Source organism: Pyxidicoccus caerfyrddinensis, assembly GCF_010894405.1.
Lineage (GTDB): Bacteria > Myxococcota > Myxococcia > Myxococcales > Myxococcaceae > Myxococcus > Myxococcus caerfyrddinensis.
The window spans coordinates 603,168-616,964 of sequence record NZ_JAAIYA010000001.1 but is presented as its reverse complement, the minus strand read 5'-3'; the positions used below and the strand labels follow the sequence as shown (position 1 = coordinate 616,964).

At 66.0% G+C, this 13,797-nt stretch carries 14 protein-coding genes; 8 read left to right on the top strand and 6 right to left on the bottom strand.

The features are described 5' to 3' along the window. Nucleotides 1-20 precede the first annotated feature (20 nt). The gene (locus G4D86_RS02285) at nt 21-440 is read left to right on the top strand and encodes a DUF4189 domain-containing protein (RefSeq protein ID WP_163988862.1); all 420 of its coding nucleotides are present in this window, start codon (nt 21-23) and stop codon (nt 438-440) included. After that, nucleotides 437-1,066: a hypothetical protein gene (locus tag G4D86_RS02280; protein WP_163988860.1), complete on the top strand. Its 630-nt coding sequence runs from the start codon at nt 437-439 to the stop codon at nt 1,064-1,066. The genes G4D86_RS02285 and G4D86_RS02280 overlap by 4 nt, the downstream gene beginning before the upstream one ends. 119 nt (nt 1,067-1,185) lie before the next feature. Here G4D86_RS02280 and G4D86_RS02275 read toward each other — a convergent pair whose 3' ends face one another. From G4D86_RS02275 to G4D86_RS02265, 3 genes are all read right to left on the bottom strand, one after another. Continuing rightward, nucleotides 1,186-2,052, bottom strand: a complete 867-nt coding sequence (locus G4D86_RS02275; protein ID WP_163989375.1) for a sigma-70 family RNA polymerase sigma factor — start codon at nt 2,050-2,052, stop codon at nt 1,186-1,188. Between the two features lies 1 nt (nt 2,053). After that, nucleotides 2,054-2,515 (bottom strand): carboxymuconolactone decarboxylase family protein, encoded by a 462-nt coding sequence (locus G4D86_RS02270; protein WP_163988876.1) that lies wholly within the window; start codon nt 2,513-2,515, stop codon nt 2,054-2,056. A gap of 162 nt (nt 2,516-2,677) precedes the next feature. After that, the gene (locus tag G4D86_RS02265; RefSeq protein ID WP_163988873.1) at nt 2,678-4,027 is read right to left on the bottom strand and encodes a hypothetical protein; all 1,350 of its coding nucleotides are present in this window, start codon (nt 4,025-4,027) and stop codon (nt 2,678-2,680) included. A gap of 256 nt (nt 4,028-4,283) precedes the next feature. Between G4D86_RS02265 and G4D86_RS02260 the strand changes: the two genes are divergently transcribed. The 4 genes from G4D86_RS02260 to G4D86_RS02245 all read left to right on the top strand — a co-directional run bounded on the left by G4D86_RS02260 (nt 4,284) and on the right by G4D86_RS02245 (nt 8,767). Then, nucleotides 4,284-5,003, top strand: a complete 720-nt coding sequence (locus tag G4D86_RS02260) for a hypothetical protein (protein WP_163988871.1) — start codon at nt 4,284-4,286, stop codon at nt 5,001-5,003. Nucleotides 5,004-5,184: 181 nt separating this feature from the next. Beyond that, nucleotides 5,185-6,636, top strand: a complete 1,452-nt coding sequence (locus G4D86_RS02255; RefSeq protein ID WP_338050583.1) for a DUF4062 domain-containing protein — start codon at nt 5,185-5,187, stop codon at nt 6,634-6,636. A 419-nt stretch (nt 6,637-7,055) separates the two neighbouring features. Beyond that, a complete protein-coding gene (locus G4D86_RS02250; protein WP_338050582.1) occupies nt 7,056-7,349 on the top strand; it encodes a pirin-like C-terminal cupin domain-containing protein in 294 nt (97 codons plus the stop codon). Between the two features lie 110 nt (nt 7,350-7,459). Then, a complete protein-coding gene (locus G4D86_RS02245) occupies nt 7,460-8,767 on the top strand; it encodes a toll/interleukin-1 receptor domain-containing protein (RefSeq protein WP_163988867.1) in 1,308 nt (435 codons plus the stop codon). Here G4D86_RS02245 and G4D86_RS02240 read toward each other — a convergent pair. Both G4D86_RS02240 and G4D86_RS52530 read right to left on the bottom strand, forming a co-directional pair. Beyond that, nucleotides 8,737-9,156 (bottom strand): FAD-dependent monooxygenase, encoded by a 420-nt coding sequence (locus G4D86_RS02240; protein WP_240359992.1) that lies wholly within the window; start codon nt 9,154-9,156, stop codon nt 8,737-8,739. The genes G4D86_RS02245 and G4D86_RS02240 overlap by 31 nt on opposite strands. Nucleotides 9,157-9,162: 6 nt before the next feature. Beyond that, nucleotides 9,163-9,318 (bottom strand): hypothetical protein, encoded by a 156-nt coding sequence (locus G4D86_RS52530; protein ID WP_163988864.1) that lies wholly within the window; start codon nt 9,316-9,318, stop codon nt 9,163-9,165. Nucleotides 9,319-9,463: 145 nt separating this feature from the next. Between G4D86_RS52530 and G4D86_RS02230 the strand changes: the two genes are divergently transcribed. Together G4D86_RS02230 and G4D86_RS02225 are read left to right on the top strand one after the other, a co-directional pair. Then, nucleotides 9,464-9,883 (top strand): DUF4189 domain-containing protein, encoded by a 420-nt coding sequence (locus G4D86_RS02230; protein ID WP_163988862.1) that lies wholly within the window; start codon nt 9,464-9,466, stop codon nt 9,881-9,883. Beyond that, nucleotides 9,880-10,509 (top strand): hypothetical protein, encoded by a 630-nt coding sequence (locus tag G4D86_RS02225; protein ID WP_163988860.1) that lies wholly within the window; start codon nt 9,880-9,882, stop codon nt 10,507-10,509. Before G4D86_RS02230 ends, G4D86_RS02225 begins: the two co-directional genes overlap by 4 nt. A 39-nt stretch (nt 10,510-10,548) precedes the next feature. Here G4D86_RS02225 and G4D86_RS02220 read toward each other — a convergent pair whose 3' ends face one another. Then, nucleotides 10,549-13,662 (bottom strand): tetratricopeptide repeat protein, encoded by a 3,114-nt coding sequence (locus G4D86_RS02220; RefSeq protein ID WP_163988858.1) that lies wholly within the window; start codon nt 13,660-13,662, stop codon nt 10,549-10,551. Nucleotides 13,663-13,797: the final 135 nt, after the last annotated feature.

The window sequence follows — 13,797 nt, the reverse complement described above, 5'->3', positions numbered from 1 at the left end:
AGACACGAGGAGAGGACACGATGAACTCCCGACGAAGCCTGGTGATTGCGACACTGATGGTGGCAACGAACCCCGCGCTGGCCGCGAGCGCGGTCGCCATGGCCGACGACATGACGTACGGCTACAGCTACAACCAGCCGACACAGGAAGCAGCAGAGCGCGCCGCGCTGAAGTCGTGCCAGCGGCGCACGCGGCGTGCCTGCCAGGTCCACGTCTCTTGCGACGGCCCCGGCTTCGGCTCCATCTCGTTCAGCCGGAAGGCGGGCGGGCACACGCGGGCACTCGGAGCGTCGTGTGGCGCGTCGAGCATCGAGGACGCGTACGTGTCGGCGGTCCAGAAGTGCAACAGCAGCGGTGCCGGGAGCTGCGGCTGGCCGCGCATCGGCTGGAATGACCGGTTCGGAGAGACGGCGGAGAATGCAGAGGAGGGTTCGCGATGAGGTGGGCACTCCTTTTCGTCTTGATGGCTGGCTCGGCGGCCGCGCAGGAACGAAGAACGATTGAAGTCGGGCAGACGACCTGCATCGAGGTCCGCCGCGCGGTCAAGAGCTCGACGGTGCGCGTCGAGCCTCCCGAGGTCGCCCAGGCCCGGTTCGACACCAACCTGAACAGGCTGTGCATCGACGGCCGGCACCACGGAGAGGCGCGGGTGACGTTCAGCGGGACATACCGGCGAATCGTGGTTGGCAGCGAGCTGCGCGAGGAAGCGCTGCCCTTCGAGCACTCGGCGGCGGTTCGTGTGCTGCCGCCGAGTCCCGACGTCCGCGAGATTCCAAGGACCTATGCGCTCGAGCGCGGGCAGGCGCGCCGGGCGCAGCTCAGCGTCTTCCTCGGGCCGGAGTTCTCCAGGACCGCCCACGAGGACGACCGGTGGCGCGCGGTCAACGTCGAGGTCGACCGGCCGGGCATCGCCAACGTGAGGACGACTGTCGACCGACACGGCCGATTGATGCTCGAAGTGACTGGCGACGGCGGCGGCAACGTGCGGGTGAAGCTCACGGGCGAGCGGCGCGTGCACGGAGACTGGCAGCAGGTGGTGCGCGTGCTCAACGTGGTCGTTTCGTGAGCACCTCGCGCCGAGCTGGCCAGGGACCGCTGCTGCGGGACGAAGCTGCGGGGGGACGTCCGGAGAGCATGTCCGGAGGATGCGCGGAGGTCGAAGGCGGGTATGCGCGTACGGGCTTTTCAGCTGATGACGTCCCCGCCCACCAACCGACGGATGCCCTGGAGCTTGTCGGGATTGCGCGTGACGTAGATGGCGACGATGCGGTCCTCCTCGAAGGCGAACGCGGTGGTCTGCAACACGCCATCCGGTTCCACGGTCACGATGGCCGGCAGTCCGTCGATGGGACCCTCGTAGACGAGCCGCGAGGCGTTCAGCCCGAAGCGCTCCCGAAGCCCGTTGAAGAAGCGCAGGACCTTGTCCGCGCCGTAGATGGGGTTGGGGGCTGCCTTCACCTTGCCTCCGCCGTCGGTGTACGTGACGACGTCCTGGGCGAGCAGCGCCTGGAGCGCATGCATGTCGCCGCTCCGGGACGCGGTGAAGAACGCCGCGGCCAGCTCGCGGCCCTTGCCTTCCGACACCGGGAAGCGGGGCCGGGCCTCGCGCACGTGGCTCCGCGCCCGGCTGGCGAGCTGGCGGCAGGCCGCGGGGTCGCGGTCGATGGCCCGCGCCACCTCGTCGAAGTCCATGCCGAACACGTCATGCAGCAGGAACGCGGCCCGCTCCAACGGGGACAGGCGCTCCAGGGCCATCATCAGGGTCAGCGTCAAGTCGTCACCCTCCACCGCTTCGACGATGGGCTCTGGGAGCCAGGTCCCCACGTACTGCTCGCGCTGGACGCGGGCGGACTTCAGGACGTCGAGGCACAGGCGCGACACCGTGCGGACGAGCAGGGCCTCGGCATCCCGCACGACGGTGCGGTCCGTCTGGTGCCAGCGCAGATACGCCTCCTGCACCACGTCCTCCGCCTCCGCGACACTGCCCAGCATCCGGTAGGCGATGCGGAGCAGGCGCGGGCGGAGCGGGTCGAAGGCGTCCTCGGGAGTCACCTCAGGCGGCTTCACTGCGCGGGGACACCGGATGGATGGACTGGAAGCCGATGGAGATCCGGTTCCAGATGTTGATCATCCCGATGAGCAGGGTCAGTTTCACGCTCTCCTCCTCGCTGAAGTGCGCCCTCATCGCAGCATAGTCCGCATCCGGCGCGTGAGTCTGGGAGACGAGCGTCAGGGCCTCGGTCCAGCCCAGGGCCGCCCGCTCGCGGTCGGTGAAGAGGGGCGACTCCCGCCAGGCAGACAGCAGGTAGATGCGCTCCTCGGTTTCTCCGTGCTTGCGGGCGTCGAGGGCGTGCATGTGGATGCAGAAGGCGCAGCCGTTGATCTGCGAGGCGCGGATCTTCACCAACTCCGTCAGGCTCGCCTCGAGCCCGCTGCCCTGGACCTTCCCTGCGAAGTCGAGCATTTCCTTCATCACGGCCGGCGCGGCGGCAAAGGGATTCATCCTGGCCTTCATGGGTGTGGCTCCGTTTTTCGGGGCAGGGACGTCCTGTCCGCCCCTGGGACGAATCACCCACGCAGCATGTGACATGGTCATTTCGGAAGGGATTTTCCCTCTTCGAACACCGTGGCCGGGCTCCAGCCGCGTCGCCGGGGCTGGAGCCCGTCGCTGTGAGCGCTACTGGAACGTCACCTTGCCGTCCCGCTGGTAGCAGACATGCGGCGTTCCGTCCGTGGGACGGATGGCGATGCTGGGCCGCGTTCCGTCCTGAATCGTGCCCAGCTGGGTGAACGTCCAGAAGCCCCGTGCATCCGTGGTGACGAGCTCCAGCGTCGTCCCGTGGCGCTGGGCGAAGAAGGGCTTGCCTCCACCGTACGCCAGGTCATTGGAGTGGTTCACGAAGTCGCCCTGGGAGGTGCGCGAGGTGCTGGTGGCCAGGGGCGTACCGAGCGCCACGTCGTAGAAGCCGACCCACGCGCCATTGGTCGTCGCCCCGTTGGGCAGCAGCAGCAGGTGCTGGTTCGGAATCAGGGCCAGCGAGAACCAGCCCGTGGAGGCGGAGAGTCCGCCCAGGGACCAGGTCTCCACGGCCGTGCCCTTGATGGCGTTCAGGACGCCCTTGTTGACCACGTACAGCGTTCCCGCCGCGTCGAAGACCGCCTCGCTCGTCACCACGCCCGGGGCGAGCTGCGGAGTGCTCCACGCATTGCTTCCCGTCCGGGTCGCGACCCGCACGCCCGAGGAGAGGTCGCTGTAGACGATGACCGGCTGCAGGCCCTGGGTGGGATGGAGCGCGATGGACAGGCGGACGGAGTCGCTGCGGTTCGCCGGGTCGACGAGCTCACGAACCCAGGCGCCGTTGACGCGCGTGGCGTAGGCGACGCGCAGGGTCTCTCCCCCGCGATCCGGATCGCCGTCGCCCTTGAGGTAGGCGACGTGCGGCGTGCCGGTCGCCGGGTCGACAGTGAGGACAGGGTTGTAGGTGAACTGCCCATCGTTGTTGAAGCCGGGGCCGTCCACCTGCTCCGTCGTCCACGACGTGCCATCCCACAGCCCGTACCACAGGCCGCGGTGTGTATCGTTGAAGTAGACGATGTGCCCCCTGCCAGCGCTGTCGAAGGTGAGCTCGCAGAAGCCGCCCGTCACATCCGGGCTCGCCTCGATGGCGGTATTCGCGGCGGTGGCCGAAGCGGGCACCACGTTGAAGTGGAACTCGCCATCTGCCTTCCTTCCCGACTCCGTCTCGACCGAGACGGACAAGGAAGCCAACCCATTCGAGGGCAGCGTCCAGGTGACGCGCTCCGCGGCGGCGTCGACGGCGCCGGCGGTGGCGCTCCAGCGCACCGACTTGAAGACCTCGCCGGCGGCGGTGACCTTGAAGCGCTCGGCCGCACCCGCGACGAAGAGCCCTTCGCCGCCTTCCCGCTCGATGAGCAGCGCCAGCGCACCTTGCTCGTGCGAGGCAATGACCTGGGTGGGCTCGGGCTCGGCGGCACAGGCCGCGAACAAGGTCAGAGCGCCCAACATGAGAGTCCTCGAAACAGCATTCCTCGACAGCGTCACGAAGTGTCCCCTGGATGAAGCCGGCGAGAGACCCTCGCCGGCCCACCGTCAACGAACGGGATTTCTCGAAGGTCTATCGGGATGCAGATGCAATCGACGATGCAAAAGAAATAACGACACCTGGAACTCCCCGGCGGGCTCCGGCGTCTCACCCCTCTGGGTCGACTTCGCCGTGCCCATGGGTTCGCGCCTGGCCTGCGGCCCGTGTATGACTCCTGAAATGTCACCATTCCTGATGATCGTTGGAGCCATCGCGGTGGTGGGCAGCGGCCTGTGTGTGTATGGGGCCGTCGTCTGGAGACGTCGCGAGCGGTGGTGGACGGAGGCACCGCTGATACCGATTGCGGAAGCCTCCGACGGGAAGCTCATCCGAGTCACGGGGCAGGCGGTGTCCTCGGGTCGAGTGGGCCCGCTCCCTGGCGCCCGCGCCGCGGCCATCTGGCGGGTCGATATATTCGAGTCCAACAATAAGAGCTCATATAGCAACAAGAGCCATCATCACATCCGTCACAGCGAGGGAGGGCTCGCCATCGCCGACGGCTCGGGTGCGACGGCGATGCTGGACTCCCTCGCGGTCAACCTGCTGCTCGCCGCTCAGCGGGATGTCGTGACGCTGCGGGCGAACGGTGCACCGACCCCCGAGTTGGAAGCCGTGTGCCAGCAGCTGGGTCTGTCTCTTCATTCGGACATGGATGGCTGGAGCGCGGAAGCACGCGAGGTGGTCGTCGCGCCGGGCACCATCGTCCACGCGGTCGGTCGGACCCGGCGGGTCACCGGGAACACCGTGTGGCTCACGCGGACGCATGACACCCTGGAGTCCTGCTTTGCCGTACAAAATCCTCAGGCCGTCTTCGCCCCGCGCAGCAAGCTGACGGTCGCCGGCGCCGTGCTCTTCGTCATCGGGTTGGCGCTCATCCTCTTGGGAGGGTTGAACGGGTAGTAGCTCTGTCGCGGGGAACGTAGACGTGCTGGAGCGGGTCCGGTGTCAGCTCGGGCAGTGTCTCCTCGCCCAGGTTCTATGCTCCACGTGTGGCTCCTGGGGTTTTGAACTCGCGGACTGTGTCTGAACGAGAGCCTTCGTACCCGCCTCCGCGTCCGGTAGTTCCTCCTCCAGGTTGCGGATGTGCGGGTTCTGCGATCCATTACCCTGGTCCGTCACAGCTGACGGGTGCCCAAGGGCGGTGCGCCAGGCCGGTTGCAGCCCCTTTGGGCACACGCCGGCCCAGGTGGCCCCATCCAGGCGGGAGGGCAGCAGGGCGTGGACTTCCGGGCCACCTTTTCTGCTTGCCCCTATGTTCGCAAGGCGGCTCCTGTTTCTCCAATGCGTCTTGAGGCCTACGGGAGTTCCTTCCAATGAAGCGAGCTTTCAGGCTAAGATGAATGAATCAAGGCGCTGTGCTCATACCGCTGAAGGGGGCCTTGCTGGTAAAGAAGATCAACAAAGACGCTGGGTTAGTGAGCATCAGCACCATATGCCTGGACGAATGCGAGTCTTCATTAGTTCTACCTATTCTGACCTCCGGGAGTACCGAGAGGCCGTCGTCTCGACGCTGCGAAGATTCGCTCTCGAGCTAGTTTCCTTGGAGGATCTCGGTGCGGCCGACCAAACTCCACTAGAGGCTTCTTTCGACGCAATAGAAACTTCGGACATTGTCGTCGTTCTCGTTGCGTGGCGGCTAGGCTATGTGCCACCCGAGAGCCGTAAGAGCTTGGTTGAGCGCGAGTATGAGAAAAGTATCGAGGCGGGAAAGCCGACATTTTGTTTTCTCCTCGATGAGGAGCACCCCTGGCCTGTAGGGTATCTCGATCCCGATCCCACACGGATAAAAGCCTTTCGCCAGCGTCTCTTGGCGCAGCATATTGTCGGCTTCTTTACGACTCAAGAGGATCTTGCAGCCAAGGTTGCCATTGCGCTCTCCCGCTACTCACATCAAGTGGAAGGTATCTCTGCTGCGCCGCCTCCGCCAAAGATATCGGATCGACAAACATTTGAATTGGCGGGTTTGATGGAGGAATTCAAGACGCTTCGTGCTGAATTATCTGTTCTTCGGCAGTCTGTTGCGGATGTGTTACGTCAGTCGAGTGCCGTCTCAGCTTCCTCGGTAGTTCGACCAAGCCGTGGGCTCCCAGCGGAGTTTCTGGGGCCGCCTGCTGCGTTTGTAGAGGTCAAGAAGTGCTTTGTCATCATGCCATATTCGGAGAAGTGGTCGGGAGCGGTAGAGCGAATCATCTTGGAGGTATGCTCTGAAGTTGGTCTTGAGTTTCAGATCGCAAAGAATATGGAGGGCCGGTTTGTTCCGAACGATATCTGGAGAGGGATAACTGGTTCGGGCGTAATCGTTGCGGATCTTTCGACCGCTAACCCAAATGTTACATATGAGATTGGTTTGGCTGATGTCATGGGAAAGGAAGTAATGCTGATTGCACAGCAGGCCACCCCTCCCTTTGATTTTTTGGCTCAGCGCATAATTTTTTATGAGAACTCGTTGTCAGGGTCACTTGCTCTGCGGGAGGAGCTCAAGGGCAGACTGCAGCGTTACAAGGCGAGGTGCGAAACTCAAGAGAGCGTGTAGATGGGATGGGGTGGCAGGATACTTTTGCGTGCCCCGGTTCGGTGGCTCTCCCGCACTTCGTATTCTTCCGTTCGGGAGAGTATGCAAACACGGCAAGGTGCCAGCGGGACGAATTCACCTTGGGAGTGAAAACGCTGTACTGGGTATGAGTATGGGACGCATTGAGGCCCCTCCCTGAGGCGGCCGCTCCGCGTCAAGCCCCAGCACTGCCCGCAAGCCGAGTACCTCTCGAGAGACCGCTCCGCCACGCTTCCATCCGCACTCTCGTAGGGCAGGACACCCTTCGTCCTCCGCTCGTGACAAACGCTCCAGCGCCAGCGCACCACGCGCCCCGTAGCGGCATGAAGCAGTCGACCTGCTGATCGAGCCGCTCCTTGTTCGCGGTAATGCCCCTCACGCAGTTCACGCGCAGAGTCTCCATGGCAGCGGTAATGGACTTGAGGTTCTCGAACAGCGCAGGTGCCGACGCGAAGCTGGTGAATGGTTCCGAGGAGACGGAGCTGCTGCTCCTGCAAGGCCGGCCCATCAACGAGCCCGTCGTGCAGCACGGCCCGTTCGTGATGACGTCCGTGGAGGAGAGCCTCCAGACGTTCGCGGAGTACCAGCGCACGGGCTTCGGCGGCTGGCTGTGGCAGGATGACGAGCCAGTGCACCCTTGTGACGCGGGACGCTTCCCCCGCTACCCGGACGGACGGCCCGAGCGGCCCGCCTGAAGTCACGGCACATGCACGCGGGCACCGCCTCCCCCAGGTGGTGCCCGGCGGGGCGCGGATTCGTGAGAGACTTGCTCTCTTGAGGCCACGGCGCACGCCGGGAGGGGCGCATGAGCATCTTCGTCAGCCACATCGCGGAGGAAGCCCACGTTGCCAGGAACCTCAAGGAACAGCTTGAGCGGACGATTCCGGGCGCCAAGGTCTTCGTCAGCTCCGGGCTCACCAAGGGGCTGCCCTGGCTCGCGGCCGTCGAGCATGCGCTCAGGAAGGCCAGGGTGGTCCTGGTCCTGTGCAGTCCGCGCTCCGTCGCCCGGTCCTGGGTGAACTTCGAGAGCGGAGCGGGCTGGAGCCGGAAGGCGCGTGTCATTCCCATCTGCCACGACGGGCTGCGCCTGGAAGACCTGCCCCTTCCGCTGAACATGTTCCAGGGGGTCGATCTCGGCTCGGACAACGCCCATGAGGATCTCGACGGATTGATCCGGGATATGGCCGAGAGCCTGAGGCTCCCCGCTGCCCCGAGGTTCGACCCCAGGAAGATGCTGCAGGCACTGGTGCAGCAGCCCGCCCAGCACACAGCCGGGATTGGCATTGTCCTCAACCACCAGCAGGACCAGTGGGACCGAACCCAGTGCTCGCCTTTCGAGTTCCCCGATTCACTGCCACCGAAGCTCCGCGGCCGTTGGCCGATCAAACCCCTCCGCCGGCATGCAGACCTCCTCTCGGCGAGACTGCACGAGCTGTCCGGCCTCATTCTCGGCGCGCCCTGGCGCAGCCAGATGGACCCGAGAACGATTACCGCCCTCGTGCGCTGGGTCCACGGAGGGGGGCGGCTGCTGATGCTGGGGTACGAGCTGGGGGACCGTCACCACGGTGGAAATCTGGGTGAGCTGGCGGTGCACTTCGGCATCCACCTAGAAACGGACATCGTCGGTCCCCAGAACACGGACGCCACGAAGCCCTACGGAGCCCGCGTGGACTTCGCCCCTGGCAGAGCCGAGCGGCACTTCCTGACCGAGGATCTGAAGAAGCTCTGGCTTGCGAATGTGCAGACGTTGCGGGTGGACCCTGGCGGAACTGAGTGGCTGCGCGTGGGCAACAACATCGTCTGCCGGCCGAAGCACGACAGCGTGAAATACGAGCAGGGCACCCTGACGCAGCCGGGGGGCCAATCATTTGACCTCAATCGCAATGCCGGCTGGCTGCCAGTGGGGGTCGAGGCCCCCGCGGGGCTCTGTGGAAGGGGTTGCGTTCTTGCGCTGGGGACCTGGGAGATCGTCGGGAAGCACGGTGCGTTCTGGAAGCACGCCGACAACCGGGAACTCCTCTTCCGGTTGCTCGACTGGCTCTCCAGGGCCGGCGAGCGAACGGGGCACCGGCAATCTCGGTCTCACCGGTCTCTCGGAGGCCGAAGGTCCTGACTTGAGCCGGGCTGCGCGAGCAGCGTGATGTAGCGCAGCTCGGCGGCCGGCGCGCCACCTGTGCCCTGCATCTTTCTGACCGTGAGCATCATCACGGCGCCCAGCAGGTGGTTGGCGGCGACGAACGTGTCCCGGGCGGCGAGGTTCAGCCCCTGCCCGCCCGACGGAGACATGGTGTGCACGGCGTCCCCTAGGAAGAGCACGCCGGGCGCGTGCCAGCGGCGCACGCGGTCGACGAGGATCTTCAGCACCTGCCACTCGGTCCGCTCGTCCAGCTTGCGCTCCACATTGGGCCGCAACTCCTCCGGCAGCGTGGACAGCAGGCGCCGGCGCAGCTCCGGCGGATCCTTGCGCAGCCGGTTGAGGCCGCCCGGCTCGCTGTACGCCAAGTGCAGCTAGTGGCCCGTGCCGGGATGGACGACAACGACGGGCCCCTTGCCGAACATGTGCACCTTCAGCGCATCCTGCAGCACGTGCGGCGCATCGGAATAGTGGGGATGCTGGCCTCTCAGCTCGTGCAGCAGCGCGAGCATTCCCGGCTGGGACACCATGGCGCCGCGCTCCACGGGGGCCCGGCACGAGGACGGCGCGGCGCCTACCCAAGTACATGCGGCGTCCTCCAATGTCCCCGAGGAATCACCGGAAAAACCTTCCTCGGCTTCGGGCGTAGAAATCAAGACACGAGGAGAGGACACGATGAACTCCCGACGAAGCCTGGTGATTGCGACACTGATGGTGGCAACGAACCCCGCGCTGGCCGCGAGCGCGGTCGCCATGGCCGACGACATGACGTACGGCTACAGCTACAACCAGCCGACACAGGAAGCAGCAGAGCGCGCCGCGCTGAAGTCGTGCCAGCGGCGCACGCGGCGTGCCTGCCAGGTCCACGTCTCTTGCGACGGCCCCGGCTTCGGCTCCATCTCGTTCAGCCGGAAGGCGGGCGGGCACACGCGGGCACTCGGAGCGTCGTGTGGCGCGTCGAGCATCGAGGACGCGTACGTGTCGGCGGTCCAGAAGTGCAACAGCAGCGGTGCCGGGAGCTGCGGCTGGCCGCGCATCGGCTGGAATGACCGGTTCGGAGAGACGGCGGAGAATGCAGAGGAGGGTTCGCGATGAGGTGGGCACTCCTTTTCGTCTTGATGGCTGGCTCGGCGGCCGCGCAGGAACGAAGAACGATTGAAGTCGGGCAGACGACCTGCATCGAGGTCCGCCGCGCGGTCAAGAGCTCGACGGTGCGCGTCGAGCCTCCCGAGGTCGCCCAGGCCCGGTTCGACACCAACCTGAACAGGCTGTGCATCGACGGCCGGCACCACGGAGAGGCGCGGGTGACGTTCAGCGGGACATACCGGCGAATCGTGGTTGGCAGCGAGCTGCGCGAGGAAGCGCTGCCCTTCGAGCACTCGGCGGCGGTTCGTGTGCTGCCGCCGAGTCCCGACGTCCGCGAGATTCCAAGGACCTATGCGCTCGAGCGCGGGCAGGCGCGCCGGGCGCAGCTCAGCGTCTTCCTCGGGCCGGAGTTCTCCAGGACCGCCCACGAGGACGACCGGTGGCGCGCGGTCAACGTCGAGGTCGACCGGCCGGGCATCGCCAACGTGAGGACGACTGTCGACCGACACGGCCGATTGATGCTCGAAGTGACTGGCGACGGCGGCGGCAACGTGCGGGTGAAGCTCACGGGCGAGCGGCGCGTGCACGGAGACTGGCAGCAGGTGGTGCGCGTGCTCAACGTGGTCGTTTCGTGAGCACTGCGTGCCCCCTCGCCGGGGGGCATTTTCCGGCATTCACCGAAGTCGTCGCTGTCGATGCCGCAACATCTCCAATGTTTGAGCGAGACTTGTCTCGGCTTGCCGCACCTCTTCGTACCCGACGCCACTCGCTCTCTTGAGTCCGACAACAACACGTTCCTGAAGGAATAGAGCCTTGACCGGCTCACCCGCGGCTCGCAGTGTTACCGCCAAGGTCTCGAATGCTTGCAACGTCTTGGGATGTCCCAGGCCAAGACCGCGGCGATAGGTGTTCAGCATCCGGGATTGGAGCCGCAGCGACGCGGCCCACTCCCGCATGTCGGAGAGCATGCCCGCCAGGTTGCGCCTTGCCTGAAGAGTGTCCGGATGCTCGTCACCCAGCACGCTCTCGCTGACCTCGAGTGCCTGCTCCAGGAGCCGTCGCGCCATGACCCGCTCCCCCGCGGCCTCGAGCGAAAGGGCCATGTTGTTCATTGCCGTCAGGGTCGCTGGATGCCTGGCTCCCAGCGTCCTCGTGCGAGCTTCCAGCACCTGGCGATGAAGCTCCCGCGCCTCAATCGCTTCCCCCAGGTCCTCCAGTGTCACGGCCAGATTGTTCATCGCCGTCAAGGTATCGGGGCTCTCCGCGCCCAGAGTCCGCCGGCGGATTTCCAGCACCTGCCTTTGAAGCCGGCAGGCGTCGGCGTACTGGCCCATCGCCCATAGCGTCGCTGCGAGATTGTTCATCGCCGCGAGCGTGTCCCGATGCTCTGCTCCCAGGTTGCGCTGGCAAGCCTCGAGCACCTTCCGCTGGAGTTCGTGGGCCTCCGGGAGCTCGCCCATCTTCTCTTGCGTCGCGGCAAGATTGCTCATCGCTGTCGGAAAGGCGGGGTGCTCCGGTTCAAAAATGCGGGAGCGAACCTCCAGTACGTGCTCCTGGAGCCGCCGTGCCTCGACCATGTCCCCCATCGCCTCGAGCGTGAGGGCCAGATTGTGCATTGCCGTCAATGTCGCGCGGTCCTCGTCCCCCTTCGCGCGCTGGCGTGCCTCCAGCACCCGACTTTGTAACCTCCGTGCCTCGGCCCACTCGCCAAAGGCTCCCAGCGTCGCGGCGAGCTGGTCCATCGCCTTCAGGGTGTCTGGGTGGTCGGCACCCAATATCCGTTCGCAGGCCTCCAGGACTTCGAGCTTGAGCGGACGCGCCTCGGCCGATGCCCCCATGTTGCCCAGCGTGTGCGCCAGGTTGCCCTTCGCCTCGAGGGTGTCCTGATGCACGGGCCCCAGGGTGCGCTGGCGGACCTCCAGCACCTGGCTCTGAAGGCGGCGCGCCTTGGTCCATTCGCCCATGGCTCGCAATGTTTCAGCGATGCTTTGCATCGCCGTCAGCGTATCTGCATGCTCGATGCCTGGGATTCCCAGGCTTGCCCAGAGCTGCTCAGCATGCGGCTGGCAGGCGTTCATCAGCGCCCACTGAGGAGGCGCTTCAGAGAAGTCGACTGCCAGCATGGCATTCATGCCGGCACACGCCTCTTGCAGCGTCGTATCGCCGGGCATCTGCTGCTGTCGCAGGAAGTCGGCCAGGACACGGTGCACCAGGCCGAAGTACTCCACGCCCTTGCCGCCCGTGGCCACGGGCGAGACAAAGCTCCGGGCCACCAGCTCCGCGCGCACGGCCCCCGAGAAGAGGCGGGCACCGAAGGACTCCAACAGAGCGACCGGAATCGGCTCCGGCGCCAGGTGGGCCAGCAACCAGATGGCCCGTTGCGCGACGGGAGAAAGCTTCTCGTAGGAGACCTGGAAGGCCTCCACGACACCTCGCTGGCTGCCGTGAGGCAGCACCGGACGCACCTGCTCGAAGCGTTCCTCCAGCACCTCCGTCGTGCCCTTCTCCACCAGCGCCCAGAGTTCGCCCGGCGTCAGCGACTGATGTAGCAGCGCGCTGTTGAGAAGGCTCAGCGCCAGCGGCAGCCTCCCCACCCATTCCACCACTCGCGCCCAGGCTGGATTGCTGCTGTCAACGCCTCCCATGCCATCCAGCAGCAGCGCGATGGCGGCCTCCGGGCGGAGGACATCCACGGGCAGCGACACCACACGGCCCCCCTTCAGCGTCAACCGGGAGGTGAACAGGGCAGACACCACCCCGAGGCCGGGGCACCACGTTTCCAGCGGCCGTGGCGGAGTGCCTCCCCGCGGCTCCGGCACGTTGTCCACCACGTAGAGAATGTGCCCCTGCGCCGCCGCTTCCTCGAGCGCTCCGGCCAGCACGTCCGCCACACGCACGCCTTCCTTGCGCAGTGTCGTCAGGTCCGGCACCGAGGGGCGTAGTGATTGGAGGATGCCGTGGTGCTGGGCTTCCAGTGCTTCGTCGTCCACGTCCGCGTCCACCCAGAAGGTGCCTCCAGGGTAGTGCCGAGGGCCGAAGCGGTGCAGGTACTCCCAGGCCAGCGTCGTCTTCCCCGTACCGCCCAGCCCCGAGAGGGCGACAGTCAATCCCGCCCCCGCGTGCCCGTCCCCTGTGCGCGCCGAGAGGGCAAAGCTGATGCGCCACAAGTCCTCGGCCCGCCCCTTGAAGCCCACGCCTAGCGACGCCCTGCGGCGATTGGCTGGCGGGTAGACAGGGCCGGTGCTGCCCAGCCGCGCAGGCTCCGGAAGGAGGGTCCGCTCCAGGAGTTGCTGGTTCAGCCTGCGCGCGTCGACGCCTGCCGCAATCAATCGTTCCTGCAGCGAAGGGGGACCTTCCGCCAGCCGCGCGCGCACCTCCTGTGCCAGCTGGACTGTCGCCTCGGCGGGTACGCGGTTTTCATTGCGCAGCAGCGGTGGCACCCACTGCAGCTCCGCCGGCGAGACACCACCTGGCGCCAGGGTGACGACCAGGGGCCTGAGGACCTCGTGTTGTTGCGCCTCCGGGACCCCTGGCGCTCCGCTGTAGGGCGCCAGCAATGTCTCCAATTCCCAGAGGCAGTACCAACGCCGGAAGTACTCCGCGTCCGCGAAGACGACAGCGACCTTCGAGGCAAAGAGGCCCTCGGCAAGCACCTCGGGGAAGCGCTCCCCCGCGGCGATGTCCGTGGTGTCCAGGAAGCACGACTCCACGCCCAGCTCGCGCTGAAGCGCTTCGGCAAAGGGACGGCTCGTGCCGCGCGCGTACGAAATGAAGACGGGACGGCTCATTCGCCAGGCTTCTCCATGTCGAGACACCGAGGTCAACAATACCCCACGGGCAGCAGGCGAGCAGCCAGTGCGACCTCCGGTGTGAGCCGGCGCTCGCACCGCCCCCTGATTCACGTCCGAGAACGGGGGGTTGCT

Excerpts from the sequence above, each read along its gene's own strand:
- G4D86_RS02285 (WP_163988862.1), top strand. The coding sequence starts at position 21 with ATGAACTCCCGACGAAGCCTGGTGATTGCGACACTGATGGTGGCAACG.
- G4D86_RS02280 (WP_163988860.1), top strand. The coding sequence starts at position 437 with ATGAGGTGGGCACTCCTTTTCGTCTTGATGGCTGGCTCGGCGGCCGCG.
- G4D86_RS02270 (WP_163988876.1), bottom strand. The coding sequence starts at position 2,515 with ATGAAGGCCAGGATGAATCCCTTTGCCGCCGCGCCGGCCGTGATGAAG.
- G4D86_RS02265 (WP_163988873.1), bottom strand. The coding sequence starts at position 4,027 with ATGTTGGGCGCTCTGACCTTGTTCGCGGCCTGTGCCGCCGAGCCCGAG.
- G4D86_RS02260 (WP_163988871.1), top strand. The coding sequence starts at position 4,284 with ATGTCACCATTCCTGATGATCGTTGGAGCCATCGCGGTGGTGGGCAGC.
- G4D86_RS02255 (WP_338050583.1), top strand. The coding sequence starts at position 5,185 with ATGTGCGGGTTCTGCGATCCATTACCCTGGTCCGTCACAGCTGACGGG.
- G4D86_RS02250 (WP_338050582.1), top strand. The coding sequence starts at position 7,056 with ATGGCAGCGGTAATGGACTTGAGGTTCTCGAACAGCGCAGGTGCCGAC.
- G4D86_RS02245 (WP_163988867.1), top strand. The coding sequence starts at position 7,460 with ATGAGCATCTTCGTCAGCCACATCGCGGAGGAAGCCCACGTTGCCAGG.
- G4D86_RS52530 (WP_163988864.1), bottom strand. The coding sequence starts at position 9,318 with ATGGTGTCCCAGCCGGGAATGCTCGCGCTGCTGCACGAGCTGAGAGGC.
- G4D86_RS02230 (WP_163988862.1), top strand. The coding sequence starts at position 9,464 with ATGAACTCCCGACGAAGCCTGGTGATTGCGACACTGATGGTGGCAACG.
- G4D86_RS02225 (WP_163988860.1), top strand. The coding sequence starts at position 9,880 with ATGAGGTGGGCACTCCTTTTCGTCTTGATGGCTGGCTCGGCGGCCGCG.
- G4D86_RS02220 (WP_163988858.1), bottom strand. The coding sequence starts at position 13,662 with ATGAGCCGTCCCGTCTTCATTTCGTACGCGCGCGGCACGAGCCGTCCC.